The following is a 25,409-nucleotide window of genomic DNA, read 5'->3' as shown; positions in this document are numbered from 1 at the left end:
CCCCCTGGCAGGCCGCGTCAGATCGGAAGAGTGGCCTATTTCGCGGCGGAGAAGGCGGTCGGCTGCAGCAGCGAGTTCACGATGCCCGAGATGATCGGGCCGTTTTTCTCGCTGTCATGCTTCACGGCGAGCCATTCCGGGTCGACGATGAACGCATTCCACTTGGCGTCGCGCTCGGCGAGCGATTCCCAGGCGAGCATATAGGTCAGCGTGGCGCTCGAATCGCCGACGAGCGTCGTCCAGAAGCCGGCCTGGCGGATGCCGTGCTTCTCCCAGATCGCGAGGGTCTTGTTCTGGAAGCGGGCCAGAAGATCGGGAAGGCGACCGGGAAGGGTCGTGTAGACGCGAAGTTCGTAGATCACGGCAGTTCCGCCTGTTCGGGTTGGAGGTCAGGTGCGGACGGAGAATGGAGGTAGTACCTCCTATTTGCAATGTCTCCGCCCGTCTCCGTTTCAATTCAGCTTCGTGCCGCTCTCCCCGCCATTTCCCGCCGCGGCCGAGCGGCGGCGGTGGACAGCAGCGCCGAGCGCGGCGACCCAGGTGCGAGCCGGCTTGAAGTCCGGCTCGGCCTTGCCGGCCACGATCTCGGAGACGAGTTCCGCGATCTTGCGCTCCATGACGTCGACCGTCTCGCGGTCATAGCGGTCGCTCGCCGGATCAGCCTCGACCTCGCGGCGGATGGCGACGAGCGCCTGCATCCAGGCCTGCGTGTCTTCGACGGTTGCGCCCAGCTGCAATGCGTGGTGGAGCGCGCCGAGGCGTTCGAGGAGGTCCATCTTCTGCTCCTCCGGAACCTTGCGCTCAGTACCGGGCCGCACCGACATGCCTTCAAGTCCGCGAAAGGGCCGTTTCATGCTGCCTCGAACAATGTCTGGATGGCCATTTCCGGCACGAGGACCAGGCCCTTGTCGGTGATCCGGATTTCCGGGATCACCGAGAGCGGGATCAGGTTGAAGCCCATATAGGGGATGGTGCAGCCGGCCTCTTCCCAAGCCTTCTTCAAGACCTTCGATTCCTCCGCCACCTCCGTAACGCGCTTGTCGGAGAGGAGGCCCGCGATCGGCAGCGCGACTTTCGCCCGGACCTCGCCATTGGCGACGACGCAGACGCCGCCCTGCGTCGCGGCGATCGTGTCGAGCGCGAGCTGCATGTCGGCCTCGTTGGTGCCGGCGATGATGATGTTGTGCGAATCGTGTCCGACCGAGGAAGCGACCGCACCCTGCTTCAGGGCGAAGTTCGACAGCACGCCATGGGCGACATTGCCAGCCGACTTGCCATGCCGCTCGACGACGGTCACGAAGCAGAGGCCGTGGCGATCGAACAGCGTCTGCCAGTCATTGGCCGGCTGGATTTCGATCCGTTCATGGCCGAGCACGATACCCGGCAGTTCGGTGCGGATCGCATGCAGGATGCCGGGCGCCGCCGGCAGGTCCGGCGTCAGCTTGAGCGCCTTGGGCAGCTTGACCGTGTGATAGGCGGCTTCCGGATAGCGATAGCGATCGGAGAGCGCGGCATCGAGCAGCGGCGTGATCTTCTTGTTGTCGACGACGAGCTCGCCGCCATACCAGGTCGAGACCGGCTCGAGATCGTCGGTCATCAAGACGAGGTCGGCGCGGCGACCGCCGCCCATGCCGCCGATCTCGCCGTCGCGGCCGAAACGCGTCGCGCCATGCAGCGAGCCCATCGACCAGGCCGTCTCCGGCTTCATGCCGGCCTTGACGGCTTCGCGCACCACCCAGTCGAGCCCGAACGCCATCAGATCGTCGGCATCGCGATCGTCCGTGCATACCGCGACGCGCTTCGGCGAGGCGCCAAGCTCGGTGATGGTCTTGATGGCCTGCGGCAGCGAATGCCACGGCGTCGTGGGCGGACCGCCGCGCAGGAACAGCCAGATGCCGGCCTCCAGCATGTCGTCGGCGATCTCGCGGTCGATCGCCTCATGGGTGTCGGTGACGCCGCTCGCGGCATAGGCGGCGACGAATTCGCGGCCATAGACATGGCCCGAGACCGGGCGCCCCCGCTCCAGCGCCGCCGCGAGGATCGCATGGCTGCGCTCGTCGCCCATGGTCACCGGCACGAAATCCATCTTCTCGCCGAGGGCCACCGCCTCCGGCCATTTGTCGAACAGCGCCGCGATCTTGTCCGCCGTGAGGTCGCCGCCGGCCGTCTCCAGCTCCGCCGAAGTAGCCGGAACGGTCGATGGTACCGTCAGGAAGATCGAGAGCGGCGCCTCTCGCGCATCCTCCAGCATCGCCTCGACGCCCGCGACGTCCATGACATTGCCGATCTCGTGGCTGTCGCAGAAGATCGTCGTGGTGCCGTTCAAGAGCGCGGCTTCCGCATAGGCGCAGGCCGTGACCATCGAGGATTCGATGTGGATATGCGGATCGACCAGGCCCGGACCGACCAGGCCGCCCTTCGCGTCATAGAACGCCTTCGCCCAGCCCTTGTGCGTGCCCGCGGGCTTCACCGCCGCGATGCGCCCGCCCGCGACCCAGATCTCGCGATCCGTCAGGATGCGCTCGGAATAGGTCGAGAGCACCCGTGCATCGCGGATCACGAGATCGGGCGCGGCCCGGCCGGATGCGACATCGGCGAGACGGCGCGTCATCGTGGCGAGCGGTGCGACGGAAAAGCGGGTGAGCTTGGACATGGGGACTCCAACCAGATGAAAGAGCACAGAGGCGACGGCAGTACGAACCTCTGTCAGCAGGCCGACAGAAGCAAGAGTCCTGCCGCATGGCTTGACGGATTATGAGTTAAAACTCATATTGATATAGGGTGGGGACTGAACGGATGGCGCCGCTTCCAAGGCCTGCGCGGGCGTTGCGCTGGATCGGTTCCAGCCGCAAGGACTACATGGAGTTTCCATCGCAGGTTCAGGACAGTTTCGGCTTCGAGCTATTTCTTGCACAGACAGGCCAGCATCCACCATCGGCCAAACCCCTGAAGGGTTTCGGGAGCGGCGTCGTCGAGTTGATCGACAATCATGACGGAGATACGTACCGGGCTGTCTACACGGTGCGCTTCGACGAGGCCATCTATGTTCTGCACAGCTTCAAGAAGAAGTCGAAGCGCGGGATTCGAACGCCACAAACGGAAGTCGAACTGATCCGGGCACGCTTGCGCGATGCCGAGGCGCTGTATACCCGGAACAAGGAACACGGATCATGACGACGGACCCGATCGAAGTTCACGAGAGCGCCGCCAACATTTTTGCAGATCTCGGCCTGCCGGACGCGGAGACCCACTTCCTCAAGGCACAGATCGTCGCCGAACTCTATCGCCTGACACGCGAACGCGGCCTGACTCAGGCCAAGGCCGGGTCGTTGATGGGGATCAGTCAGCCGGAGGTGTCGCGCCTGTTCAAAGGAAGCTTCCGCGAATACTCAGTCGATCGGCTCATGACGCTCCTGACGGCCTTCGACCGGGACGTCGAGATCATCTCGCGTCCGCGGTCCGGGCCGGAGGGGCGCGGCCAGATCAGCTTCACGCCCGAGGCAGCCTGAGGAAATTCGGGGCGGCTCGGGAAGAGCTCGCCCCCCTCAATGATAGTCCGGAATTCCCGGCATGGTGATGAAGCCCGGGAGGGCGCGGACGCGGCGCATCCAGCGGCGGAGCGCGGGGTATTCGTCGTGGTCGATCGCGAAGTCGCGCGAGAGCGCGATCGGCGGGAACAGCGCGAGATCCGCGATGGTCGCCGACGCGCCGACGAACCACTTGGCGCCGGCCAGTTCGCGCTTCGTCATGTGGTCTTCCATGACGCGGAAGGCGGCGCGCGCGGCCTTGTCGAGCGCCACGGGGTCACCCGGCGCCTCCAGCATGTGATGCAGGCGGGCCTGGTCGGCCGAAGCGAGATCGCGGGCGGCGAAGACGAGCCACATCATGACGGCGCCGAACGCGGCCGGATCATCCGGCAGCCAGACCCCACCCGTGTCATAGCGCTTTGCGATGTAAGGCAGGATCGCCTCGGCATCATGCAATACCATGTCGCCGTCGACGAGGATCGGCAGCGTCCCGAGCGGGTTGAGCCGGAGATAGGGCTCCGTGCGCTGCTCGCGGCCCGGATGCACGTCGACAGGGACCTTGTCATAGGCGACACCGAGGATCGAGAGCAGCAGCCGAACCTTGTAGGCGTCGGAATCGAGTTCGTAGTCGTGCAGGATCATCGGATCAGGCTCCCGCATGGGCCGCGGGCGCGGCGCAACGGACGGGCAGCGGCGCTTCGAGGCCGCGTCGCAGGCCCTCCGACCAGGCGGCAATCGCGGTCGGGTCGGCTTCGCCGCCGAGGCGCACGATATGGAGCGCGGAGCGCTCGGCCGTGAAGGGCTGCAAGGCGAGACGAAGCCGCGCGCCATCGATCACCGTCTCGAACACGGATGGCCCCGACGCCTCGAAATCGCCCAGCGCGCCGGAGACGAACGCCGCCGCGATGCTCTCGGCCGAACGCTCGACATAGAGGCTGCGCACCGGCCGCGCCGCAAAGTCGGCCGGCGGCGGCACCGGCGCTTCGGTGGTCATTTCCGACCAGATCCAGACCAGACCGCCCGCCTCCGCGGAGGGATAGGTCACGACCTTGATCGTATCGGGAACCTCGAGATTGGGATGGGCCGGAATGTAGCGGCACTGGCCGGCCGTATCATATTGCCAGCCGTGATAGAGGCAGGCGATGTGATTGCCGCGCACGAAGCCGAACGACAGGCGCATGCCGCGATGCGGGCAGCGGTCCTCCCAGGCATGGGAGGCGCCGTCCTGGTCGCGCCAGACGACGATCTCCTTGTCGAACAGCCGCGTGCCGGCCGATGTTCCGGGCTCGAGCCCTTCGGCGATGGCGACCGCGTACCAACCGGCCTCGAAACTCATCTGCCCACTGCCTTTCCTTCTGTGACGGCGTCAGCTTTTTGTCGCGTGGCGTCTTCTTTTCGCGACTTGGTTGCTGCGCCCGATCTCATCGCCTTGAACCCGGCTCGGAACCGACCCGCTCGACATCCAGCACGAGGCAATCGAGCGGACCGAGCGAGCAGGCCATCTCGAACATGTCCACGAGGTCGGCATCGCCTTCGACCTCCACCTCGATCCGCGCATCCTCCAGCCGGCGCGGACGCGCGGCGATCGAGAGGCGGGCGGCGCGATGGCGCATGAATTCCGCGAAACTCTCCGGCGCGAAGACACCGCGAAACACCATGGTCGCGCGGGCCCTCATGATGCCTGCATTTCGGCAAAGCCGGCGAGACGCTGGCGGCGATATTCGCGCGGCGCCACGCCGAAGCGCGTCTTGAAGGCGCGGCGGAAATGCGCGTCGCTCGAAAAGCCCGAGCGGAGGCCGATCTCGTTCACGGTGAGCGCCATCAGCTCCGCGCTCTCCAGCCCCTTGCGGCCCTGATCGAGACGCCGCTCGCGGATCCAGTCGGTCACCGACTGGCCGTCGGCCTGGAAGAGATGGTGCAGATAGCGCACGGAGATGCCGTTGGCGCCGGCGATCCGGTCGGGATTGAGCCCGCTGTCGGCGAGATGCGTGTCGATGAAGGATTTGACCGCGTTCAGCCTGCGGCGCTTCACGACCGAGGCGCGCGTATCGACGCTCTCCGACAGCAGCGCACCCAGCGCGCCGAGGCTCGCCACCAGCCCTTCCGCGAAGGCCTCCTTGGCCCGCTCCGACGAGATCGCATGGATTTCCGGCACGGCGCGGGCGCCGCCGAGCAGCGTCGCCAGGATGCGGTCGCCGGCATCGATCCGCACCGCGCAGATATCCTCGAGGCACGAGACATAGAGGCCGACCCGGCTCGCCGGCACCTGGACAAGCATCATCGCCCCCTCCTCGTCCTGGATGTACTCCATCGGCGCGGTGGTCATGTGGAAGGCCGCCTGTCCCGGCTCCAGCGCCACGGTGCGGCCGAACTGGGCAAAGCTGCAGCGCCCCTCGAGCGGCACGGCGAGAATGAGGCGGCGGCGCTGCGCGCGGTGGATGTCCTGCGGCGTCTGCTCGGCCACATAGCGCGGCGCGCGGAAGAGGCGGAGGCCCAGGCTGCCGAGATCCCACAGCGCGAGGCTTGCCCGAAACCCGGCCTGATCGCCGGGGCGAACCTTCATCGGGCTGCAGCTGTCCCACATGAGCCGTTCCCATTGCGGATGATCCAGCAGACGCTTGGTGCCGGGTGGAAGCATCTGTTTGCGACTCCTGTGGGGGCGGATGCGCCTAACATTCAGGCATGTCTATCGCCTGAGCAGAACGACCGCAATCGACAGCGCAGCGGCGCGACGCCGCGGACCGGCCCTGCAGCGCAAGACGAGCAGCGGCTGAGCGCAACCGGCCGCGGCCGGCTTTGCAGCGCCGCCCGGGGAGCCGCTTCATCGCGCGAGGCAGCCCCGAACAGCGGGGCTCATGGCCTGAACATTGCTTGGATGTCGGCAGGAGAGACATGGTGGATATCGAGACCTTCGCGCGCCGCATTCCCAAGATCGAGCTGCATCTTCATCTCGAAGGTGCCGTTCGTCCGGGGACTTTCGTCGAACTCGCCCGCAAGAACGGGATCGAGCTGCCACCGCATGGCGACATTTCCGAGCTTTATCGCTACGACAATTTGCCGGACTTCCTGAAGATCTATGATCTCGTCAGCCGATCGATCCGGGATTCGAGCGATTTTCACCGTATCACCTATGAGATGCTGGAAAGCTGCGCCGATAGCGGTGCGCGCCATGTCGAGTTCTTCTTCTCGCCGCACGCGCATCAGGCGCATGGTGTCGCCTATACCATCATGCTGGCCGGCATCTTCAACGCGATGGACGACATCGAGACCGATCGCGGGCTCACGTCGCGACTGATCCCGGCGCATAGCCGCGAACTCGGGCTCGAACGCGGCTTCGCCTTTCTCGATCTCGTGCAGGAGCATCGTACCGACAAGGTGATCGGCATCGGCCTCGACTATAACGAGGCGCCTTTTCCGCCCGCGCCCTACCAGCCGCTCTTTGAACGCGCCGCAACGCTCGGCCTGCATCGCACGGCCCATGCCGGCGAGAGCGGACCGGCCGAGAATGTACGCGACTCGCTCGCGATCCTCGGCGTCGAGCGCATCGACCATGGCTATCACGTCGTCGACGATGAGGATCTCGTGGCCGCCTGCCGCGAACAGGGCGTCTTCTTCACCTGCTGCCCCAGCACGACGGAGGCGACGACGATCTGGCGCGACCTCGCCGCGCCCGACCACGCCATGCGCCAGATGATCGAGGCCGGCCTCAACGTGACCATCAACTCCGACGATCCGCCGATGTTCGGCACGGACCTCGGCAAGGAATATGCGCTGGTGGCAACGAAAATGGGCTTCGGCGCTGATGTGCTCAAGAACTGTGCACTGAACTCGATCCGCGCCTCGTGGCTCGACGAAGGCACCAAGGCGACCCTGCTCAGCGAATGGGATGCCGAGATCGACGCGCTGGCTGCGGAACTCGACGCGCCCGCCGCCGCAATCCACTGAAACAACGACCAGAGGGACGAGAATGATCGACCTGAAGAACATCAACCGCCGCCGCTTCATGGGGCTTGCTGGCATGACGGCCGCCGCCTCTATGGTGCCGTGGAAGGTCCGCCAGGCGCTGGCGGCGACGCCGCTGCCGGCGGTGAAGGAGGAGGACGCGATCATCGGCTTCGGCCATGTCGGCCCGATCTCCGACGAGGGCTGGACCTACAGCCACCACCAGGGGCTGGAAGCAGTGAAGGCCGCCTTCCCGAAGGCGAAGTATCTCGAGGTCGAGAACATCCCCTTTTCGGCGGATTGCACGCGCATCTACCGCCAGATGGTGTCCGACGGCGCCAATATGATCTTCTCGACCTCGAACTATGGCGACCTGATCTACGAGGTCTCCGACCGCGCGACCGACGTCGCCTGGTTCGAGTGCGACGGCCGCCGCCCGGCCGATAATCTCTCCGGCTATTACATCCAGCACTGGTATCCGACCTATGTCGTCGGCATCGCCGCCGGCCTCTTGTCGAAGACCGGCAAGCTCGGCTACGTCGCCTCCTTCCCGGTTCCCTCGGTCTTCTCCGGCACCAATGCCTTCCTGATGGGCGCGCGCACGGTGAACCCGAACGCGACGCTGCAGGCCGTCGTGATCAATTCCTGGTTCGATCCGCAGGGCGCCAAGCAGGCCGGCACCGCGCTCGCCGACAATGGCTGCGACTTCCTGTTCGGCATCATGGACGAGGCCGCCTATCTGCAGGTCGCCGAGGAACGCGGCATCTGGGCCGCGATGTGGAACACCGACATCCGCCGCTATGGCCCCAAGGCCTATGTCTCGTCGATCGTGCTCGACTGGAAGGACTACTATGTCGAGCAGGTCAAGAAGCGGCTCGCCGGCGAATGGACGGGCGGCGAGGAGACGCTGCTGCCGATGGGCAAGGGCATCGACCGCGACGCCTGGGGCGAGCGCGTCCCGGCCGACGTCGCCGCCAAGGCGGATGCCGTGCGCGACAAGATGCTGAAGGAAGGCTGGAGCCCCTTCGTCGGCGAGATCAAGGACGCCGAAGGCACGGTCCGCGTTCCCGCCGGCCACCGGATGACCGAGGACGAACTCTACAATTGGGACTGGTCGATCGAGGGCGTGTCCGGACTGAAGGTCTAGGCCGCCGTTCTCTTCCTGCGACGCCTGCTCCGCCGTCATCCCGGGCTTGACCCGGATCCATTCAGCCGAGGCCGTTCACGGCTGTATGGATCCCGGCTTGCGCCGGGATGACGGCGGGACAAGCGGAAGTGCTCTCCGATCCGTTTGCAATCGGGATTGTCATGCCCGCCTCCCCCTCCCCCCGCCCGATCGTCGCCCTCCGCGGCATCGGCAAGGTGTTTCCCGGCGTGATCGCCAATGCGGATGTCGATTTCGACCTGCTGCCGGGCGAGATCCATGCGCTGCTCGGCGAGAACGGCGCCGGCAAATCGACGCTGATGAATGTGCTGACGGGCATCTACCGGCCGGATTCGGGCGCGATCCTGATGGATGGCAAGGAGGTCGCCTTCGCCTCGCCCGTCGAGGCGATCGCGGCCGGCATCGGCATGGTGCACCAGCATTTCAAGCTGGTGCGCGCCTTCACCGTCGCAGAAAATGTGCATCTCGGCTGGAAGGAGACGCCGCGCCTCGCCTCCAAGAGCGTGCTCGAAGCCCGCACGCGTGCGCTTTCCGAGCGCTACGGCCTCGCGGTCCGGCCCGAGGCGCGGATCGACGAGCTTTCGGCCGGCGAGCAGCAGCGCGTCGAGATCCTGCGCGTGCTGGCGCGGCAGGCGCGCGTGCTGATCCTCGACGAACCCACCGCCGTGCTGACGCCTGCCGAGGCGCGCGTCCTGTTCAAGGCGCTGCGCGCGTTCAAGGACGCCGGCAATTCCGTGATCTTCATCTCGCACAAGCTGGACGAGGTGATGGAGATCGCCGACCGCGTCACCGTGCTGCGCGGGGGCCGCAAGGTGCTCACCGAGACGACCGAGAACTGCACCACGACCAAGCTCGCGCAATGGATGGTCGGCCGCGAGATGGTGCTGGGGGGCCTCCGCGAAGCCATCGTGCCGCGCAGCGAAGCCGGGCGGATCGTGCTGGCGCTCGATCATGTCTCGGCGAGCGACGATCGCGGCCGCAAGGGGCTGATCGAGGTCGACCTGCCGGTGCGCGCCGGCGAGATCCTCGGCATTGCCGGGGTCGCCGGCAATGGCCAGCGCGAACTCTCCGAGGTGCTGACCGGCATCCGCCGGCCCGATTCCGGCCGCATCCTGGTCGAGGGCGTGCCGCTGGACGATCCCTCGCCCGATGTCTTCCTGGAACTGGGCGTCGGGCACATCCCCGAGGACCGGATCAAGAGCGGCATCGCGCCGTCGCTGCCGATCAGCGACAATGCAGTGATGCGCGCCTATGGCGAGGCGCCGATCGCGCACGGCATCTTCTTCTCGCCGAAAGCCGCCGACGCGCTCGCCAAGCAGATCGCCGACGACGCCGCGGTAACGATCCCCTCGCTCCGCACGCCGATCCGCAACCTTTCCGGCGGCAACCAGCAGCGCCTCGTCGCCCGGCGCGAGATGCGGATCGCAAGGCTTGCCATCGTCGCCGCCTATCCCTCGCGCGGGCTCGATGTCGGCGCGATCTCGACCCTGCTCCACTATCTGATCGACCTGCGAAACCAGGGCGTCGCGGTGGTGCTGATCTCCGAGGAACTCTCCGAATTGTTCGACGTCACCGACCGCATCGCCGTCATGTTCAAGGGCCGCGTCATGGGCCTCTATGAGACGAAGGATGCCGATCTCGAACGCGTCGGCCTCCTGATGGGCGGCCAGACCCAGCAGACCGAGGCGGCCTGAGATGGCGCTCCATTTCGTCCGCAGCCCGGTCGTTTCCTCCGCGCGCGCCCTGACGGCCCGCGTCATCGGCTTCGTGCTGGCGCTCGGCCTCGGCGCGCTCGTGCTCGGCATTGCCGGCTTCGATTCGCTTCATCTCGGCCGGCAGATCATCGTGAAGAGCCTCGGCTCGCAATTCGGGCTCGAGGATCTCGGCCTGCTCTATACGCCGCTGCTGCTGACCGGCCTTGCCGTGACGGTGATGGCGCGCATGGGCCTGTGGAACATCGGCGCCGACGGCCAGTTCTATCTCGGCGCCTTCGTGACCACCGCGATCGGCCTGTTCATCAAGGGCCCCGAGCCCTTCATGCTGGTGCTGATGTTCTTCGCCGGCGCGGCCGGCGGCGCACTCTGGATCCTCGTGCCGACGCTCGCCAAGGCCTATGCCAAGGTCGACGAGATCATCACGACGCTGCTGCTCAATTTCGTCGCGCTGCTGCTGGTTTATTATGTCGCGACCGGCCCCTGGCGCGACCGCGTCTCCGGCACCACCGCCTCGACCGGCCGCGTGCCCTACAAGATGCCGGATTTCTTCGGCTCGCTGCATTGGGGCTTCGTGATCGCGCTCGCCGCGCCGATCCTGTTCGCGCTGGCGCTGCGCTACACCAAATGGGGCTATGAGGTGCGCCTTTCCGGCGCCAATCCCGACGCTGCGCATTATGCCGGCATTCCCGTCCGCCGCCGCCTCATCACCATCATGCTGCTCTCCGGCGCGATCGCCGGCATTGCCGGCATGCTCGAAGTCGCCGGCACGGTGCACCGCCTGCAGGGCGGCATCTCCAACAATTACGGCTATCTCGGCGTCATGGTCGCGGTGCTCGCCCGCGGCTCGGCGCTCGGCGTCATCGCCGGCGCCTTCCTGATGGCGCTGATCCTGAACGCCGGCATCATCCTGCAGACGCAGGGCCTGACGACGAGCGCCGTGCTCGCGCTCACCGGCCTCATCATGCTGTTCACGGCCATCGCCGATCAGTTCGCGCATTACCGGCTCGTCCGCCCGCGAGCGGCGACGGCCTGAGGAGACAGACCATGGACGCCTTCAACTCTCCATACCTGGCTCCGCCATCCCTCGCATTCTCCGTCATCCCGGCGAAAGCCGGGATCCATGCAGCCGAAGCGCCGACGGTCACAGCTGAATGGATTCCGGCTTTCGCCGGGATGACCGCCGCTTGTGGTGCGGCGCCGCACGCGACATCCGGCCGGAGTCTCTGACGATGGACATCATCACCGGAATCCTCGCAACGGCCGTGCTCGCGGGTGGCGTGCTGGCGCTGGCGGCGCTTGGCGAGGTGCTGGCGGAGCGCGTCGGCGTGTTCAATCTCGGCGTCGAGGGGCTGATGGCGCTCGGCGGCGTCACGGGCATCATCGCCGTCACGATCATCCCGAACCCGTTCTTCGGCTTCGCCATGGCGCTGGTCGTCGGGCTCGTCTTCGGCGCGATCTTCGCGCTCGCCACCGTCACCTTCCGCGCCAACCAGGTGCTGTGCGGCCTCGCGCTGACCATGCTCGGCTCCGGGCTCGCGGTGACCGTGGGCAAGCCCTATTCCGGCATGCCGGCCAAGGCACAGTTCGACAAGGTGATCATCCCCTATCTCTCCGACCTGCCGATCCTCGGCCGCGCCCTCTTCTCGCAGAACATCCTCGTCTATCTGATCTATCTGATCATCCCGGCCGTCATTTCCTTCGTGCTGTTCCGCACGCGCCACGGCATGAATGTACGCGCCGTCGGCGAGAACCCGGCCGCCGCAGATTCCGCGGGCATTCCGGTGACGCTGATCCGCTTCACCTATGTGACGATCGGCGCGGCGCTGGGCGCGGGCGCGGGCGCCTATCTGACGCTCGCCTTCGTGCCGTCCTGGTCGGACGGCGTCGTCGCCGGGCGCGGCTGGATCGCGGTCGCGCTCGTCATCTTCGCCGGCTATCGCCCGTTCTGGGCCGTGTTCGGCGCGCTGCTCTTCGGCGTCATCACCGCGCTCGGCTTCGTCGGCCAGGCGCGCAACTGGCCGATCGCACCGCCCTTCCTCTCCATGCTGCCCTATCTCGGCACCATCGCCGCGATGATCCTGCCGGTCTTCGTCTGGAAACGGCTGCGCCTCTCCTTCACCGCCCCGGCGGGCCTCGGCATCCCCTATTTCCGCGACGAGAGGTGAGCGCGATGGCAGCGCTGGTGGCAGATGATAGCAGCATGATGGACCGCCTCGACGCGCGACGGTACAAGACGATGCGATCGAACAGGGACTTCCTTCACCTCTCCCTAAGGGAGAGGTCGGCCCAAAGGGCCGGGAGAGGGTTTACGGCCTCTCGGAAGCTGCGCCCTTTGATCGGAGCCCTCTTCGGAGAGTTCCCTAAACCCTCTCCCGCCGGCCTTCGGCCGTCGACCTCCCCCTCAGGGGGAGGTGAAGGAAACGATATGCGCTTCTATTTCAAGCGATCGGAGAACTAGTCCCATGGCATCGATCCACGCGCAGCGGCCTGCGGAAAAGGCCTCGCTCGACCAGTGGTACGTCATCGACGCGCTCGCCGATATCCCCGCCGCGCCGCGCGCGAACCGCCTGCTCGGGCGCGATCTACAGGTTGAGCGCGACGCCGCCGGCACGGTGATCGTGCGCGAGAAGCTGGCGGATGGATCGTTCAGTGAGACGCTGCCGACGAGGGAGCGCTATGGCTATGTCTGGACCACGCTCGGCACGCCGGAGCGCGAACTGTTCGACATTCCCGAGGCGGACGAGGCCGATCGCAACCAGGTCGTCTGCGGCGCAGTCGCCGTGAAGGCGTCGGGGCTGCGCATCGTCGAGAACTTCCTCGATATGGCGCATTTCCCCTTCGTCCATACCGATATCCTCGGCGCGGAGCCGAACACCGAGGTGCGGCACTACACGACCGAGATCCGCCGCGACGTCGACGAGGTCTGGGCGACGAATTGCGAGTTCTTCCAGCCGCAGGCCGCGCTTTCCGCCTCGGGCGGGATCATGACGCAATACATGTACCGCGTCGCCGCGCCGTTCCAGGTTCTGCTCTACAAGACCTGTCCCGTTGCGGCGAACCGCTGGGACGTGATCTGCCTGTTCGTGCAGCCGCTCGACCATGACCGCTGCCGCGCGCATCCCGTGATGTTCATCATCGACGAGGGCAATTCGCTGACCTCGATGATCCATTTCCAGCAGCTCATCTTCCTGCAGGACCGGATCATCCTCGAAAACCAGCGCCCGCGCCTCCTGCCGCTCGAGCCCCGCGCCGAAATCCCGACCCGCGCCGACATCTCCTCCGTCGCCTATCGCCGCTGGCTGAAGGAAAAGGGCGTCACGTTCGGCACGGCGGAGAAGGCGGCCTAGGCGGTCGCCCCGCCGGCGCCCGGCGATTGCAGCACCGCCGTCCGCGCCAGCAGCGACAGGATATCGGTCTGCGTCACCAGCCCGGCCACGCTGCCATCGTTCTCGACGATGACGACCGCGCGGGTCGTGCCGTCGGTGAGCGCCGGAACCAGCCCGATCACCGGATCGCCGGGCTCTGCCGTGACGGCAGCCGTCATCGCGTCGCGGACGAAGTCCGCGCCGCCCGCGATCTCGCGAAGGCCGATCGCGCCGGCGAGCCGGCCCGCGCCGTCCAGCACCGGTAGCGTGCGGAGATTATGCGCGAGCAAGAGCGCGCTGGCTTCCCCGCAGCGGGCTTCGACGCCCACCGCGACAACGTCGCGCGACATGACGGCGCTGCAGGGAACGTCGCCCGTCGTGCGGCGCAGCGCTTCGAGCTCCACCTGCCGCAGCAACCGGTCGACATCGTCGCGATCGATATCGAAGGTCTCGTCGAGCGCGGTGAGCGCCGCATCGACATCCTCGGGCCGGAAGCCGACCCGGGCGAGCGGCGGCGGATCAGCCGTGCCGTGCGTGTTCACAGCGGCGGGTTGCGGCCGATGCGGATAGGCGCGGCCGCGCAGGCGATGAAAGGCGAGGCCGAGCGCGACCAGCAGCACCGAATTCAAAAGGACCGGAACGAGCGCGAAGGAGAAGCCGGCCGCCGCGACCGCCGGGCCGCCGACGACCGCGGTCAGCGCCGCGGCGCCGCCGGGCGGATGCAGGCTGCGGGTCAGCGACATGGCGCCGATCGCCAGCGCCACGGCGAGCCCGATCGCCAGCGCCGGCTCATGCACGAAGTGCGCAACCGTTATTCCGACCAGCGCCGAAATCGTATTGCCGCCGATGATCGGCCAGGGCTGGGCGAGCGGGCTCGACGGAACGGCGAAGAGCAGGACGGCGGAGGCGCCGAGCGGCGCGACGATGAGCGGTAGGCCCAGGTCGAAACCTGCGAGGGCGCCGCTGATCAGCCCGGCAAGACAGATGCCGACGAGCGCGCCGAGGCAGGCAAGCGCCCGCTCGCGCGCCGTCGCACCGGCAAGGATCGGGTTGAACAGATGATGGCGGGCCTTGTCGGCGAGAGAACGGCGCAGACTGGACATGAAATCGCGAATGCCGATTGCAGATCGCTCCCGCTTGATGGAGCGATCGAAGGCGGGGCCGGGAAATTAGGCCCGGTCCGCGCCCCTGTCCAGCCGCTCAGCCCCCCGAGCGGTACCGGCCCGCCGACTCAGAACGAAACCGTCAGTGCCCCGGCCAGCGTCTGGTCGGTCGCGCCGGAGGAGAGCTGGCCGCCATAATTGATGCCGATCTTCGCGGTCGGCGTCAGGTTGAGGTCCAGGCCTGCTTCGAGCAAAGCCGCGTCGCTGGCGATGGGGACGCCCGCAATGTCGAACGCGGAGCCGCCGGCGAAGGCGAAGGTCGTGATCGGCGTGGTGTCGCCGAAGGCATGGACCCAGCCGATCGTGCCGCGGGCCGTGGCGGTCATCCCGTTGCCGACCGCGAACACCGTCGAACCGCGGAGGCCCAGCGTCGTATAGGTGACGCCGGCATCGCTGCTCTGGCCGGTCAGGGCCGCGGCGCCGCCCTGCTCCGTGAAGCCGTCGGTCGAAAGATTGACATAGGCGAGATTGGCGAAGGGCTCGAACGCGGTCTGGCCGGCCTTGAAGGTGTAGGCGAGCTCGCCGAAGGCCTGCGCCGTGCCGGCGGCATAATCGGCCGAGAGCGACTCGGCGAAGCCGGGGAAGACGACGCCGCGGCTGGTCGAGATGTCGTGCCACGTATAGGCGAGGCCGGAGCGGAACGCGACCGCGCCCATCTGCGTGCCGGCATAGACGCCGAGATCATAATTGTCGCTGGTCGCGGATGCGTTGCGGCCATCGACGCTGAAATCGGACCGGCTGTAGCCGCCGATGACGCCGAGACGCCAGGCGTCGCCCACCTGGCCGTCCGCGCCGACGAACACGCCGCCGATGTCGCGGTCGATCGAGGCCGCATTGCCATTGCCGTCCCATGAGCCCCAGGAGCCGAAGCCGCCGCCCCAGAGCGCGAAGCGATCCGTATTGGCCGGCGCCTTGACCGCACCCGTCGCGTCATAGGCCGTGACCGCCTGTCCCGGCGCGCTGCCGTCGCCGAAGGCGTTGCGCAGCCGCTCCAGCGACGCCTCGCGCACGAAGCGGCTGTCGTCGATCATCACGCCCTTGATCGAGGCATGCTCCTCGCCGGAGAGCTGGTCGAGCGCGGCGGCCGCGCCGGCCATGTCGAGCTGCGCCAGCGCGCCCACGATGGGGCTGCTCAGCGGCAGGCTGTCGGCGCCGCTACCCGTCGCCGTCTCGTTCGGGGTGTGGCCGGCCGAGGCGAAGGTGACAGCGCTGCGGTCGACATTCAGATAGACGCTGGCCGGATCATAGCCGAGCGAGAAGGCGAGGAACGGCGTCATCGTCGGCGCCTGCAGCGACGCAAAGGTGCCGGTGACGCCGAGATCGGCCGTCAGGATGGTGTAATGCGTGCCGAGCGCGAAGCCGCCGCCGGTGTTCTGGACGGCGACGGTGCCGCCGTCGAGCGTCGCGGCGCCCGTGGCGACGATCTTGTCCGAAGCACCGGTGCCATTGGTTTCGACCTGGTAAGTCGAGCCGGCGGCGAAGGTGACATCGCCATTGACGACGAGTGTCCCGATCGAATTGCCGGGCGCGATGATCGCGCCGAGATTGGCCGTAACGCCCGCGACCTGGCCGTTGCCGCCCAGGGTTCCGCCGTCATTGACCGTGACGACCGAGAGCAGCGATCCGTTCACGACGAGCTTGCCGCCATCGACCGCCGTCGGGCCGGTATAGAGGTTGGCGCCCGAGAGCGTCAGCGTTCCCGCACCGACCTTGGTCAGCGCGCCGCCAACGCCGTCGATGACGCCACTGACCTCCGTCGAGAGGCCGTTGCTGCCAACCGTCAGGAGATGATTGCCGAGGTGAAATTCGCCGGTGCCCGCCAGCGAGCCGGCGCTGCTGCCTGCGAACCCCGCCGTGGTATTGGCGATATCGAAATAGCCGTCATTGACGATCTGTGCGTTGCCGCCCGTCGCCTCGTTGAAGAAGATCATCTGGCCGGTCTGGCTGTTGATGATCGTGGCGTCGCCGCCGCTGGCCGTGCCTTGGAAACCGAGCGTCTTGGTATTGGTGATGGAGGCCGCGCCGGCCGTGCTGCCGTCGATCAGGAACAGAACGCCATCGTTCTGGATCGTGGCCTCGCCGGCCGAGCTGTTCCCTTCGAACCGCACAATACCGATATCGTTATTCTGGATCGCGGCGGAGGCGGCTGTCGAATTGTCGCGGAAATAGACCGTGCCGCGATTGGTGATCGTCGCGCTGCCGGCGCTGGAATAGTCCTTGAAATAGGCCAGGTTGTGATTGTCGATGGTGCCACTGTCGGCGTTGGCTACCGTCTCGAAGGTCAGCGAATTGTAGTTGGTGATCGCCGCCGTGCCGACATGGGTGTCGTCGATGAACCGCAGAACGCCATGATTGGTGATCGTTGCGCTGCCGGCGTCGGAAAAATTCTGGAAGAGCGTCTTGCCGCCGGCAGCGTTGGTGATCACGGCGTTGCCGGCCGTGCTTTGGCCGTCAAACTCCAGACCGGCGCTGTTGTAGATGGAGGCATTTCCCCCGGTCGAGGAGTCGTCGAAAATGATGCGCCCGGACGATGTGATCGCCGCGTTCGCGGCCGTGCTGGATGCCTCGAACTTCAGCAAGCCGCCATTGTTGCTGATATGAGCGTCTGCTGCGGTGCTTTCATCGGAGAAATAGATCCCGGAAGTCGAGGTCGCGTTGACGAGATTTGCTCCGCCCGCGCTGCTCGCATTGTCGAAAAACAAATAGCCGTTCGAGCCCAGCGTGACGGTGACCGAGGCGGAGTTGTTGACGATGCCGGCACCGTCCAATGTGATGTTTGCGTCGATGCTGAAATTATAGTCGAACGCGCCCGGGGCGAATACCCAGGCGCCCGTCGTCGTGTCCTGCGACAAGGACAGGCTGGTGATGCTCGACGCGCCGAAAGTCGCCGTACCGTCCGGCACGGTGCCGCCGCCCCAGTTCGCACCCGTATTGTAATCGCCGCTGCCGGGCGCCGTGGACCAGGTGGCATCCGCTGCCCAGGCGCTGCCGGCCGTCGCCATGCCGAGCCCCGCCAAGGGCAGCCCAAGCGCAGCCGTCCTGATGACGGCCAAGCCGGCCGCCCGTCCCTTGCCAAATTTCCGCACGCTCGATTCCCCGACTCAATGACCGTGACGCGTATCGTCTCGGGGGGACCTTGCGATGGCCGCGCCGGCCCGTCTTGGGCTGGAGCGCAATGGACTTATCCTGAAGCGCGCCCTCGCGCTTTTCGCGCGCAGCGTGCAGTTTCGACACATCCGGGCCGTGGTCCGGACGACCGGGGCGCGCTACCGCGCCTGCCCGGGGGAGCAGCCGAAGCGGCGGCGGAAGCAGCGGTTGAAATAGGAGATGTCGCTGAAGCCGCAGGCGAGCGCGATTTCGCCGATCCGCATTCCGGCATAGCGGCGGTCTGCGAGCATCGCCGAGACACGGCGCAGGCGCGCCTCCAGCACGCGCTCCGAGAAGCTCGTGCCGGATTCCTGCAGCAGATCATGGACATAGCGGACGGAAACGCCGAGCTGCTGGGCGACGCCCTGCGCGCTGATCGTCGGGTTCGCAAAGCCTTCCCGGATCTTCGCCAGGATGGCCTCCAGCCGCGCCGCCCGCAGACCGCGCAGCCCCGCGAGCTCGGCCGCGTCGCCCTTGGCGCCCGTTGCAAGCGCGATCAGATCGACGATCGACGCCGCCGCATGGGCGGCAACATCCGGCGCAACCAGCGCGGGGCCGGTCTCGATCAGGCGGCTGTAGCGCTTCAGCAGGCCCAGCGCCTCGTTGGCGCCGGCTATCGGGATCGCCATCCGATCCTCGCCGTCGCGGATGGTCTCGTTCAGCAAGGCGAACGGAATGAGGATGTTCGACCAGTTGTGATCCGCATTGCCGCCGATCACCGTCGCCGGCTCGGCGCCGCTGACCAGCACGGCGCCGCCGGGCTCGATCTCATAGCTGCGACCGCCCATCCTGCCGGCGAGGCGCACGTCGGCGTGATTGACCAGCAGCAGATAGCCATCAAGATTGTCGCGGCGCAGATGCCGCGCCGTCCGCGTCGACTGCGTGATCGTCCCCCACATATGGGCGAGCACGATCGAGTCCACCGACGCCGCCTCGATCCGCGCGGTAAACGGCCGGTCGTCGGCGCGGTGAAAGTCGATCGCGCCGATCTCGGCGGCATAGATCTCCTGCCAGAGGGAGAACCGCGCGCGGTCGTCGAGATGGTCGGGAAAATGCTCCGTCGAAAAGACAGCCTGCGCCGACAATGGCCTGCTCCGAACGAGAAAATAAGGGATTCGATCGACCGGTTCGACGCGGTGCGTCGCTGCACGGCGAGATGCCGCGCGGGAACTCTACCATTGCGTGCCGCCGCGGGAATGTGAAGGCCGACACACGCCGCGGCCCAGCGGGCCGCGTCGGGCGTCGCGGACGTCCGGGGTGGTTCGGCGTTTCAGGAGAGATCGCCGAATGGGGCTAGCGCGTTGTTTTCATATGCCTTCGCGAGCCGGCGTGCCTGGCCCCCGAGCCGCCCGCGGCAATTGAGCTTCAGGCCTGCCGATCCGTCATCCACCCGGCCGCTGTCATGGCCGGGCATGGCACGACGGTCCGACGCTCGAGGCCGTGTCGGCGCGAACGCGTCAGCCAGGCGGCGGCCGGGGGATGCCCGGCCACGTCACGATCCGGGCGGCAATGCGCGCCCGAAGCGGCGAATGCCGGCTCTCAGAGCCCCATCGCCTGGACGGCCTTCACCGCGTTGCCGATCGTCGGCGCGAGAATGGTCATCGCCTCGTTGGCCGTCATGATGGGGGTCACGTCGGGACTGGTTCCGGCCGCGAGCTGGATCAGATGCGTCGCCTCGCTGAGCACCGCGAGATCATCCGTATTGACGATCATGAACAGCTCACGCCGAAAAACCGAGACATAGAAGGTCTCGGGCTTCAGCAGGTCGAGGATCGCGCCGATCGCCGCCTCGGCGCCGCCGGCCGAACGGTCGATGCGGCTTCCCGCCTCGTTGGACGCCTCGAATCGCACCAGATAGCGCATGGCTTCCTCCTCTGTCCCGGCGCCTGCGGCCGGCGGTCAGTTCGTGTCGGCGAGTTGCAGCGGCGCGGCATGAAGGCCCGCCCGGAGGCTCCGCGCGTCGAGTGCCACGACCGGGGTGGCCGCCGTCGTCTTCGGTGGAACCCGCGTCCATGCCGCCGCAGAAGCGGCGACGCCATTGGGCGCCAACCCGGCCCGCTGCAGCGCCGACGCCGAACCGCCGCCCGGCGCGACGGCATGCAGCGCGTCCTCACAGGCCAACGCGATCCCCGACGATGCCAGCAGCATGCCTGCCGCCGTCGCGGCCATACACATCCTGGATGCTCTCATTTCCGCCTCCCGCTGATAGGAGGAGCGCTTCTCCGCGGAGAAAGCCGTGCGGCCCGACCCGCTCACCGCCGAGCACGTCTGGCCTCGTCACGCTACAGGCTCCGCACGCGGAACGCCCCGTCTTGGTTCCCCTGATCCGGGCAGACCCGACCCGATCGAGTTCCTCGGCTCGATTGTATGCAATCTACGCCGATTGCATACAATCACAAGCGCGATGACGGCATGGCGCCCCCCGTCCGCGCGCGCTGCCGCGAGACGGAGGCGATGGGAGAAGCGGCGAGGCGTGGCGCCGGCGCGCACGCCGACGCCCGCCTCGATCAGGCGCGCCGCGCCGGCCGCGCCTTGTCGCGCGCGCCGCGAGCGGCCCGCTGCATCTCCTCCTCCAGCACGATCCGCCCGGCGAGGCGGGGATCGCCGACATCGATCTCGACGATCAGCTCGCCCTTCGCGCTGATGCGCGCGGAAAAGGCGAAATGCCGGCCGCGCCAGACGATCTGCTGATGCGCGATCTCGAGCGAGCGGCGCGACAGCAGCGTCGCGCGAAGCGCCAGAGCCGCCACCCGCTCGAGATCGGGACCTTGCATGGCGCGCAAGGCGGGGGCGGGAAAAACGAAAATGGGAAAGGGACTGCGCTGCATGATGCCTCCTTCAGGCCACGACAAACCGCGCCCAAAAGGGGCGTGGCGGTCGGGCGAAGAGGCGGAGCGATCAGCGCATGCGAGGAGATATAGCCGCGGAGGGCGGCGAAATCGTGGCGGGTGGGGGGCTGGACTGTTTGCGGGGCGCGGATGCGCCGAGCTATAACGAGGATGCACCCGGACTATGACGCCGCGGCGAGCCGTGGTGTTCCGCCAGCCGGCATGGGTACAACGAGAGCATTCGCTCTCGGGAAGTCTGGTAACGGCCCATTGCAGACATTGTGAGCGGCCCCTTCCGGGGAGACCAACTGTGCGGCTCAAGTGTCCGAAATAGAGCCGGAAGCAGACGTTCGGCTTCCAGCGTCAAGCCATCTTACTGTTGTGAGGCCTGCGACGCATGGCGAAAGCGTATAATGACATTAATTCTGCTCGTCTTGGTCAAAATGACTGTAAGTGGATTGGTACAAGGGTATCTGAAACATGACACCGCAAGAATTCTATGGCGCGTACATAGATTGTCTAAATCGCCAAGATTGGGATGAACTGGGGCGGTATGTTGGCGACGATGTCAAACATAATGGTCGACCGCTCGGGCTGTCAGGCTACCGCTCGATGCTGATCAAAGACTTCGAAGACATCCCGGACCTTCGTTTCGTCATAGATCGTCTGGTATGCGACCCGCCTCTCATTGCGGCGAGGTTGATGTTCAATTGCTCACCAAAAGGCCAATTCCTTGGCCTAGATATCGACGGTCGACGCATCTCCTTCGCAGAAAACGTGTTTTACGAGGTGAAGGACGGCAAAATAGTGGACGTGCTTTCCGTGATCGACAAAACCTCGATCGAAAATCAGATTGCTTGAGCCGCTTTTTTTGCGACGGCGAGTGTCAGCTTTGGGCGCAAGGCAGACCAGCCTTCGGCTCAGCCGAGAATGCCGAATACGATAATCTCCCCCCTCACCACGCCAAAAACCCGCGCACGCTCACATAGACGCCCGCGATGATGACGATGGTGGCGAAGATCAGTTTGAGGGTGTCGCCTTTTCCGGCCAGGTGGCGGGCGAGGCGGGTTCCGGCGAGGCTGCCGGCGAGGCCTCCCAGAATAAAGAGCGCGGCGATCCACCAGTCGACATAGCCCGAGAGCGCATAGCTCGCGGCCGTGGTCGTGCCGAAGGCGGCGACCGAGACGAGCGAGGAGCCGATCGCGTTCAGGACCGGCATGGCGGTGGCGCCAACGAGGCCGGGGACGATCAGGAAGCCGCCGCCTATGCCGAAGAAGCCCGACGCGAAGCCGACGACGAGGCCGGTCGCGACAAGGGCGGGCAGCAGCGTGCGCGCCGTGCCGAGATGGAGGCGGACATCGGGATTGGTGCCGCTGCGGCGCGGCAGGAGCTGCAGCGCGCCGATGACGACCATCAGCACGCCGAACAGCGCCAGCAGCCTCTGCCCGTCAAAGGCCTTGCCGATCGCCGCGCCGCCCGCCGCGCCGAGGATGCCAGCAATGGCGAAGGAGACGGCGCAGGGCCATTTGACGGTGCGCGCGCGGGCATGGCCGCCCAGGCTCATCAGCGCGCTCGCCGCGACCGCGACCGCGCTGGTGCCGATCGCGACATGCGGCGAGGGCACGCCGACGACATAGAAGAGCAGCGGCACGGCCAGGATCGAGCCGCCGCCGCCGACAAGGCCGAGCGAGAAGCCAACCACGCCGCCCGAGAGCCCGGCGAGGATATCCTGGGCGAGCGTCAGATCGGTCATAATCCGAACCACCTTGCCAGAAGGCCGCGGCCAGGCGCCCTGCCCTCGCCTTCGCCGCGACCGCTTTCGAGCGGCAGGCCGGCGCGGCCCCAGGCGGAGATGCCGCCCTCCAGGACATAGGAATCGAGCGCGCCGGCCTTGGCGGCGAGGCGCGCGCGGGCGACCGTCGTGCGGTTGCCGCTGGCGCAATAGAAGACGACCGGCTGCTTCGGCCCGGCGGGCAGCGCCATCGCCTCGAAGCGGCTGAGCGGCATGTTCTGCGACTGGGGGATGCGGCTGCGGGCATATTCGCCGGGCTCGCGCACGTCGACCATCAGCGCGCCCTTGTCGCGAAGGCGCGCCGCGGCGGCCGCATCGATCGGCTTGAGATTCTGGGACATGGGAGGGTTCTCCGGATGGGGCCTCAGGGGCAGAAGATGCGCTTCAGCGTTTCCATGAGCGCGAGCGCGCGCGGATCGGCGATGCGGTAATGGATCGTCTGGCCGTCGCGCCGCGTCGCGACGAGGCCGTCCTCGCGCAGCTTGGCGAGATGCTGCGACAGCGCCGACTGGCTGAGGCCGACGGCGTCCACCAGCGCGTTGACGCTCATCTCGCCGGCGCCGACGAGATGGCAGAGGATCAGCAGGCGGTTCTCGTTGGCGACGAGCTTCAAGAGCGCCGCCGCCGCGCCCGCCTGGTCCGCAAGCCGCTCCATATCCATGACCGTCATCGCCGGTGCTCCGCGCCGCCTTGATAAATTAGATATTGCTAATATATGAAGCGCGACACGAACCGCAAGGAGGCGGGCCATGACCACCGCACTCACCGCCGCGAACGCGCCGCAGATCCGCGCCTTCTTCGATCCGGCAACCTTCACGGTGAGCTATCTGGTTTCCGATCCGGCAACGCGGCGCGGCGCCGTGATCGATCCGGTGCTCGACTATGATCCGGGTTCCGGCGAGGTCGACATCCGCTCGGTGAGCGCGATCCTCGACGCGGCGGCCGCGGAAGGCATCGCGATCGACTGGGCGCTGGAGACGCATGCCCATGCCGATCACCTCTCGGGCGCGCCCTATATCAAGGCGAAGACCGGCGCCAAGATCGGCATCGGCGAGCACATCAAGGATGTGCAGAAGATCTTCCGCCCCGTCTTCGACGCGCGTGACCTCCACACGGACGGCCGCGATTTCGACCATCTGTTCAAGGATGGCGAGGTCTTCTCGATCGGCACGCTGCAGGCGGAGGTGATCTATACGCCCGGCCATACGCCGGCCGATGTCTCATACCGGATCGGTGACGCGGTGTTCGTCGGCGACACGCTGTTCATGCCCGACTACGGCACCGCGAGGGCGGATTTCCCCGGCGGCGATGCGCACCGGCTCTATGGCTCGATCCAGCGCCTGCTCGCCCTCCCCGCCGAGACGCGGCTCTTCATGTGCCACGACTACAAGGCGCCGGGCCGCGACGACTATGCGTGGGAAACGACCGTCGCCGCGCAGCGCGCGGGGAATGTGCATGTGCATGAAGGCGTCGGCGAAGCGGCCTTCGTCGCCATGCGCGAGGCGCGCGATGCGACGCTGGACGCGCCGCGGCTGCTGCTGCCCTCGATCCAGGTCAATATCCGCGCCGGCCGCTTCCCCGCGGCGGAGGATAATGGCGTGCACTATCTGAAGATCCCGGTGAAGCCGAAGAGCGAAACGGCGGCGTCCGCGCTTGGTGCGGCGGCGCGCTAGAAGGCCTCCGAGAGCACCGGTGCGCGATAGTCGGACGGCGCCATGCCAGTCCAGCGCCGGAAGGTGCGCGTGAAATGCGACGGGTCGCTGTAGCCGAGGTCGGCGGAGAGCGCCTTCAGATTGTCGCAGCCTTCGAGCAGGCGGCGCATCGCGATATCGCGGCGCGTGATGTCGATCAGGTCGGAAAAGAGCACGCCGCAATCGGCGAGGCGGCGCTGCAGCGTGCGCCGCGTCAGGCCGAGATCCGCCGCCGTGCCGTCGATGCCGACCTCGCCCGATGGCAGGCGCCGCGCCACCCGCAGCGCGGTGTGAATGGTCGTTTCCAGCGCCTGGTCGGTCCGGCTCGGCCGGGTGAGCAGCTCCATCGGCTTGTCGAGCAGGTCCTGCCGGATCTCGATCTCGTCATGGTCGCAGCCGAATTCGAGATTGCCGCCGAATGTCGCCTCCAGCGCGGCGGTGTGCCGACTGCGCGGCAGCGACAGGCGGACCTTGACGCGGTCCGGCTCGCCGGCGAGCAGGACGATGTTGTGCAGCACCGCCATGGTCGCGAGCAGGAACTGCCATGGTGCATCGGCGAGAGCGCCCTCCAGTTCATAGCGCATGATATAGCGCCCGCGCTCGATGCGCGCCGTCATCCGCGAGCCGCGATGCACGAGGCCGAGATTGCGGATCGTCGTCGTGCAGCAGGTGAGCACGGTCTCGGTGCGGGCGAGGCGCTCGCCGAACTCGCCGAACCGCAGCACCGGGATCTGGTCGCCGAGCAGCGCGCCGGCGAAAGGGTCGCCGGTCTCCTCGACCAGCGCATTGGCGAGGCCGAAGCAGAAATCCCGCGGCAGCCAGTCATCATGGCGCTGGAAGACGTTCGGCGAAAAACCGCGCCGGCTGAAGAAGGCAAGCACGTCGATATCGCGCTTCGCCAGGAAAGGCGCGAACTGCAGCAAGCTCACGGCGTGGATGGCAGGCCCGTTCACTGCGGCAGATCCCCCGATCAAGTCTCGCCAAGCACCATGTCTGCGGGATCATGTTTGTCGCAATTTGTCATCAAATGGCAAGAGATCACAGCGGCGCCAGCTTTCGCCTTGCAAAACGCCG

27 protein-coding genes are annotated in these 25,409 nt (G+C 66.8%); 10 read left to right on the top strand and 17 right to left on the bottom strand.

Features of this window, described 5'->3' with window-relative positions; all coding sequences use genetic code 11:
* Positions 1-35: 35 nt before the first annotated feature.
* From GGR25_RS05735 to GGR25_RS05725, 3 genes are all read right to left on the bottom strand, one after another.
* Positions 36-362: an NIPSNAP family protein gene (locus GGR25_RS05735; RefSeq protein ID WP_183397813.1), complete on the bottom strand. Its 327-nt coding sequence runs from the start codon at positions 360-362 to the stop codon at positions 36-38.
* A 90-nt stretch (positions 363-452) separates the two neighbouring features.
* The gene (locus tag GGR25_RS05730) at positions 453-824 is read right to left on the bottom strand and encodes a hypothetical protein (RefSeq protein WP_183397812.1); all 372 of its coding nucleotides are present in this window, start codon (positions 822-824) and stop codon (positions 453-455) included.
* Between the two features lie 26 nt (positions 825-850).
* A complete protein-coding gene (locus GGR25_RS05725) occupies positions 851-2,653 on the bottom strand; it encodes an adenine deaminase (RefSeq protein ID WP_183397811.1) in 1,803 nt (600 codons plus the stop codon).
* Positions 2,654-2,796: 143 nt separating this feature from the next.
* Between GGR25_RS05725 and GGR25_RS05720 the strand changes: the two genes are divergently transcribed.
* Entirely contained in the window at positions 2,797-3,174 is a 378-nt protein-coding gene (locus tag GGR25_RS05720; protein ID WP_183397810.1) for a type II toxin-antitoxin system RelE/ParE family toxin, read from the top strand.
* The gene (locus tag GGR25_RS05715; protein WP_183397809.1) at positions 3,171-3,509 is read left to right on the top strand and encodes a helix-turn-helix domain-containing protein; all 339 of its coding nucleotides are present in this window, start codon (positions 3,171-3,173) and stop codon (positions 3,507-3,509) included. The genes GGR25_RS05720 and GGR25_RS05715 overlap by 4 nt, the downstream gene beginning before the upstream one ends.
* A gap of 36 nt (positions 3,510-3,545) precedes the next feature.
* Here GGR25_RS05715 and GGR25_RS05710 read toward each other — a convergent pair whose 3' ends face one another.
* From GGR25_RS05710 to GGR25_RS05695, 4 genes are all read right to left on the bottom strand, one after another.
* Positions 3,546-4,169, bottom strand: coding sequence for a glutathione S-transferase family protein (locus GGR25_RS05710; protein ID WP_246409311.1), 624 nt, complete (start codon positions 4,167-4,169; stop codon positions 3,546-3,548).
* Positions 4,170-4,173: 4 nt separating this feature from the next.
* A complete protein-coding gene (locus tag GGR25_RS05705) occupies positions 4,174-4,863 on the bottom strand; it encodes a Rieske (2Fe-2S) protein (protein WP_183397807.1) in 690 nt (229 codons plus the stop codon).
* An 85-nt stretch (positions 4,864-4,948) separates the two neighbouring features.
* Positions 4,949-5,203, bottom strand: a complete 255-nt coding sequence (locus GGR25_RS05700) for a carbohydrate kinase family protein (protein ID WP_246409309.1) — start codon at positions 5,201-5,203, stop codon at positions 4,949-4,951.
* Entirely contained in the window at positions 5,200-6,165 is a 966-nt protein-coding gene (locus tag GGR25_RS05695; RefSeq protein WP_183397806.1) for a helix-turn-helix domain-containing protein, read from the bottom strand. Before GGR25_RS05695 ends, GGR25_RS05700 begins: the two co-directional genes overlap by 4 nt.
* A 254-nt stretch (positions 6,166-6,419) precedes the next feature.
* Between GGR25_RS05695 and add the strand changes: the two genes are divergently transcribed.
* From add to GGR25_RS05665, 6 genes are all read left to right on the top strand, one after another.
* Positions 6,420-7,472 (top strand): adenosine deaminase, encoded by a 1,053-nt coding sequence (gene add / locus GGR25_RS05690; RefSeq protein ID WP_183397805.1) that lies wholly within the window; start codon positions 6,420-6,422, stop codon positions 7,470-7,472.
* Positions 7,473-7,494: 22 nt separating this feature from the next.
* Complete coding sequence (locus tag GGR25_RS05685; RefSeq protein ID WP_183397804.1) at positions 7,495-8,616, top strand: BMP family ABC transporter substrate-binding protein; 1,122 nt, start codon at positions 7,495-7,497, stop codon at positions 8,614-8,616.
* A 161-nt stretch (positions 8,617-8,777) separates the two neighbouring features.
* Complete coding sequence (locus GGR25_RS05680; RefSeq protein WP_183397803.1) at positions 8,778-10,328, top strand: ABC transporter ATP-binding protein; 1,551 nt, start codon at positions 8,778-8,780, stop codon at positions 10,326-10,328.
* A 1-nt stretch (position 10,329) separates the two neighbouring features.
* Positions 10,330-11,382, top strand: coding sequence for an ABC transporter permease (locus GGR25_RS05675; protein ID WP_183397802.1), 1,053 nt, complete (start codon positions 10,330-10,332; stop codon positions 11,380-11,382).
* A gap of 196 nt (positions 11,383-11,578) precedes the next feature.
* A complete protein-coding gene (locus GGR25_RS05670; protein WP_183397801.1) occupies positions 11,579-12,514 on the top strand; it encodes an ABC transporter permease in 936 nt (311 codons plus the stop codon).
* Between the two features lie 297 nt (positions 12,515-12,811).
* A complete protein-coding gene (locus GGR25_RS05665; protein ID WP_183397800.1) occupies positions 12,812-13,696 on the top strand; it encodes an aromatic ring-hydroxylating oxygenase subunit alpha in 885 nt (294 codons plus the stop codon).
* Here GGR25_RS05665 and GGR25_RS05660 read toward each other — a convergent pair.
* From GGR25_RS05660 to GGR25_RS05635, 6 genes are all read right to left on the bottom strand, one after another.
* The gene (locus GGR25_RS05660; RefSeq protein WP_183397799.1) at positions 13,693-14,817 is read right to left on the bottom strand and encodes an HPP family protein; all 1,125 of its coding nucleotides are present in this window, start codon (positions 14,815-14,817) and stop codon (positions 13,693-13,695) included. The two genes, GGR25_RS05665 and GGR25_RS05660, sit on opposite strands and share 4 nt — an antisense overlap.
* Before the next feature lie 128 nt (positions 14,818-14,945).
* A complete protein-coding gene (locus GGR25_RS05655; protein WP_183397798.1) occupies positions 14,946-17,930 on the bottom strand; it encodes an autotransporter outer membrane beta-barrel domain-containing protein in 2,985 nt (994 codons plus the stop codon).
* 213 nt (positions 17,931-18,143) lie between these two features.
* Positions 18,144-19,109: a helix-turn-helix transcriptional regulator gene (locus tag GGR25_RS05650; RefSeq protein ID WP_183397797.1), complete on the bottom strand. Its 966-nt coding sequence runs from the start codon at positions 19,107-19,109 to the stop codon at positions 18,144-18,146.
* A 454-nt stretch (positions 19,110-19,563) separates the two neighbouring features.
* A complete protein-coding gene (locus GGR25_RS05645; protein ID WP_183397796.1) occupies positions 19,564-19,887 on the bottom strand; it encodes a hypothetical protein in 324 nt (107 codons plus the stop codon).
* A 36-nt stretch (positions 19,888-19,923) separates the two neighbouring features.
* Positions 19,924-20,172 carry a hypothetical protein gene (locus GGR25_RS05640; RefSeq protein WP_183397795.1) on the bottom strand — a complete coding sequence of 83 codons (249 nt, stop codon included), beginning with the start codon at positions 20,170-20,172 and terminating at the stop codon, positions 19,924-19,926.
* Between the two features lie 359 nt (positions 20,173-20,531).
* Positions 20,532-20,852: a hypothetical protein gene (locus GGR25_RS05635; RefSeq protein WP_183397794.1), complete on the bottom strand. Its 321-nt coding sequence runs from the start codon at positions 20,850-20,852 to the stop codon at positions 20,532-20,534.
* A gap of 480 nt (positions 20,853-21,332) precedes the next feature.
* On the opposite strand from GGR25_RS05635, the gene GGR25_RS05630 reads away from it, so the two are divergent.
* Positions 21,333-21,713, top strand: coding sequence for an ester cyclase (locus GGR25_RS05630; protein WP_183397793.1), 381 nt, complete (start codon positions 21,333-21,335; stop codon positions 21,711-21,713).
* A gap of 94 nt (positions 21,714-21,807) precedes the next feature.
* Here the strand turns inward: GGR25_RS05630 and GGR25_RS05625 are convergent, their stop codons facing one another.
* Genes GGR25_RS05625 through GGR25_RS05615 form a run of 3 tightly spaced genes read right to left on the bottom strand, consistent with a single transcriptional unit; the run spans position 21,808 to position 23,314 of the window.
* Complete coding sequence (locus tag GGR25_RS05625; protein ID WP_183397792.1) at positions 21,808-22,605, bottom strand: sulfite exporter TauE/SafE family protein; 798 nt, start codon at positions 22,603-22,605, stop codon at positions 21,808-21,810.
* Positions 22,602-22,985 carry a rhodanese-like domain-containing protein gene (locus GGR25_RS05620; protein WP_183397791.1) on the bottom strand — a complete coding sequence of 128 codons (384 nt, stop codon included), beginning with the start codon at positions 22,983-22,985 and terminating at the stop codon, positions 22,602-22,604. The genes GGR25_RS05625 and GGR25_RS05620 overlap by 4 nt, the downstream gene beginning before the upstream one ends.
* 23 nt (positions 22,986-23,008) lie before the next feature.
* Positions 23,009-23,314: an ArsR/SmtB family transcription factor gene (locus tag GGR25_RS05615; protein WP_183397790.1), complete on the bottom strand. Its 306-nt coding sequence runs from the start codon at positions 23,312-23,314 to the stop codon at positions 23,009-23,011.
* Between the two features lie 79 nt (positions 23,315-23,393).
* Between GGR25_RS05615 and GGR25_RS05610 the strand changes: the two genes are divergently transcribed.
* On the top strand, positions 23,394-24,317 hold the full coding sequence (locus GGR25_RS05610) for an MBL fold metallo-hydrolase (protein WP_183397789.1): 924 nt from the start codon (positions 23,394-23,396) through the stop codon (positions 24,315-24,317).
* Here the strand turns inward: GGR25_RS05610 and GGR25_RS05605 are convergent.
* Positions 24,314-25,288 (bottom strand): helix-turn-helix domain-containing protein, encoded by a 975-nt coding sequence (locus tag GGR25_RS05605; protein ID WP_183397788.1) that lies wholly within the window; start codon positions 25,286-25,288, stop codon positions 24,314-24,316. The two genes, GGR25_RS05610 and GGR25_RS05605, sit on opposite strands and share 4 nt — an antisense overlap.
* Positions 25,289-25,409 lie beyond the last annotated feature (121 nt).

The sequence above is a fragment of the Kaistia hirudinis genome (genome assembly GCF_014196455.1).
Classification (GTDB): Bacteria; Pseudomonadota; Alphaproteobacteria; order Rhizobiales; family Kaistiaceae; genus Kaistia; species Kaistia hirudinis.
This window is presented reverse-complemented; position numbering and strand designations above follow the sequence as displayed.

What these genes read in the sequence shown, in the direction of transcription:
- GGR25_RS05680 (WP_183397803.1), top strand. Translation starts at nt 8,778, where the DNA reads ATGCCCGCCTCCCCCTCCCCCCGCCCGATCGTCGCCCTCCGCGGCATC.
- GGR25_RS05635 (WP_183397794.1), bottom strand. Translation starts at nt 20,852, where the DNA reads ATGCAGCGCAGTCCCTTTCCCATTTTCGTTTTTCCCGCCCCCGCCTTG.
- GGR25_RS05725 (WP_183397811.1), bottom strand. Translation starts at nt 2,653, where the DNA reads ATGTCCAAGCTCACCCGCTTTTCCGTCGCACCGCTCGCCACGATGACG.
- GGR25_RS05730 (WP_183397812.1), bottom strand. Translation starts at nt 824, where the DNA reads ATGTCGGTGCGGCCCGGTACTGAGCGCAAGGTTCCGGAGGAGCAGAAG.
- GGR25_RS05630 (WP_183397793.1), top strand. Translation starts at nt 21,333, where the DNA reads ATGACACCGCAAGAATTCTATGGCGCGTACATAGATTGTCTAAATCGC.
- GGR25_RS05625 (WP_183397792.1), bottom strand. Translation starts at nt 22,605, where the DNA reads ATGACCGATCTGACGCTCGCCCAGGATATCCTCGCCGGGCTCTCGGGC.
- GGR25_RS05685 (WP_183397804.1), top strand. Translation starts at nt 7,495, where the DNA reads ATGATCGACCTGAAGAACATCAACCGCCGCCGCTTCATGGGGCTTGCT.
- GGR25_RS05610 (WP_183397789.1), top strand. Translation starts at nt 23,394, where the DNA reads ATGACCACCGCACTCACCGCCGCGAACGCGCCGCAGATCCGCGCCTTC.
- GGR25_RS05675 (WP_183397802.1), top strand. Translation starts at nt 10,330, where the DNA reads ATGGCGCTCCATTTCGTCCGCAGCCCGGTCGTTTCCTCCGCGCGCGCC.
- GGR25_RS05615 (WP_183397790.1), bottom strand. Translation starts at nt 23,314, where the DNA reads ATGACGGTCATGGATATGGAGCGGCTTGCGGACCAGGCGGGCGCGGCG.
- GGR25_RS05640 (WP_183397795.1), bottom strand. Translation starts at nt 20,172, where the DNA reads ATGCTGCTGGCATCGTCGGGGATCGCGTTGGCCTGTGAGGACGCGCTG.
- GGR25_RS05695 (WP_183397806.1), bottom strand. Translation starts at nt 6,165, where the DNA reads ATGCTTCCACCCGGCACCAAGCGTCTGCTGGATCATCCGCAATGGGAA.
- GGR25_RS05705 (WP_183397807.1), bottom strand. Translation starts at nt 4,863, where the DNA reads ATGAGTTTCGAGGCCGGTTGGTACGCGGTCGCCATCGCCGAAGGGCTC.
- GGR25_RS05660 (WP_183397799.1), bottom strand. Translation starts at nt 14,817, where the DNA reads ATGTCCAGTCTGCGCCGTTCTCTCGCCGACAAGGCCCGCCATCATCTG.
- GGR25_RS05645 (WP_183397796.1), bottom strand. Translation starts at nt 19,887, where the DNA reads ATGCGCTATCTGGTGCGATTCGAGGCGTCCAACGAGGCGGGAAGCCGC.
- GGR25_RS05665 (WP_183397800.1), top strand. Translation starts at nt 12,812, where the DNA reads ATGGCATCGATCCACGCGCAGCGGCCTGCGGAAAAGGCCTCGCTCGAC.
- GGR25_RS05700 (WP_246409309.1), bottom strand. Translation starts at nt 5,203, where the DNA reads ATGAGGGCCCGCGCGACCATGGTGTTTCGCGGTGTCTTCGCGCCGGAG.
- GGR25_RS05710 (WP_246409311.1), bottom strand. Translation starts at nt 4,169, where the DNA reads ATGATCCTGCACGACTACGAACTCGATTCCGACGCCTACAAGGTTCGG.
- GGR25_RS05670 (WP_183397801.1), top strand. Translation starts at nt 11,579, where the DNA reads ATGGACATCATCACCGGAATCCTCGCAACGGCCGTGCTCGCGGGTGGC.
- GGR25_RS05620 (WP_183397791.1), bottom strand. Translation starts at nt 22,985, where the DNA reads ATGTCCCAGAATCTCAAGCCGATCGATGCGGCCGCCGCGGCGCGCCTT.
- GGR25_RS05720 (WP_183397810.1), top strand. Translation starts at nt 2,797, where the DNA reads ATGGCGCCGCTTCCAAGGCCTGCGCGGGCGTTGCGCTGGATCGGTTCC.
- GGR25_RS05715 (WP_183397809.1), top strand. Translation starts at nt 3,171, where the DNA reads ATGACGACGGACCCGATCGAAGTTCACGAGAGCGCCGCCAACATTTTT.
- add (WP_183397805.1), top strand. Translation starts at nt 6,420, where the DNA reads ATGGTGGATATCGAGACCTTCGCGCGCCGCATTCCCAAGATCGAGCTG.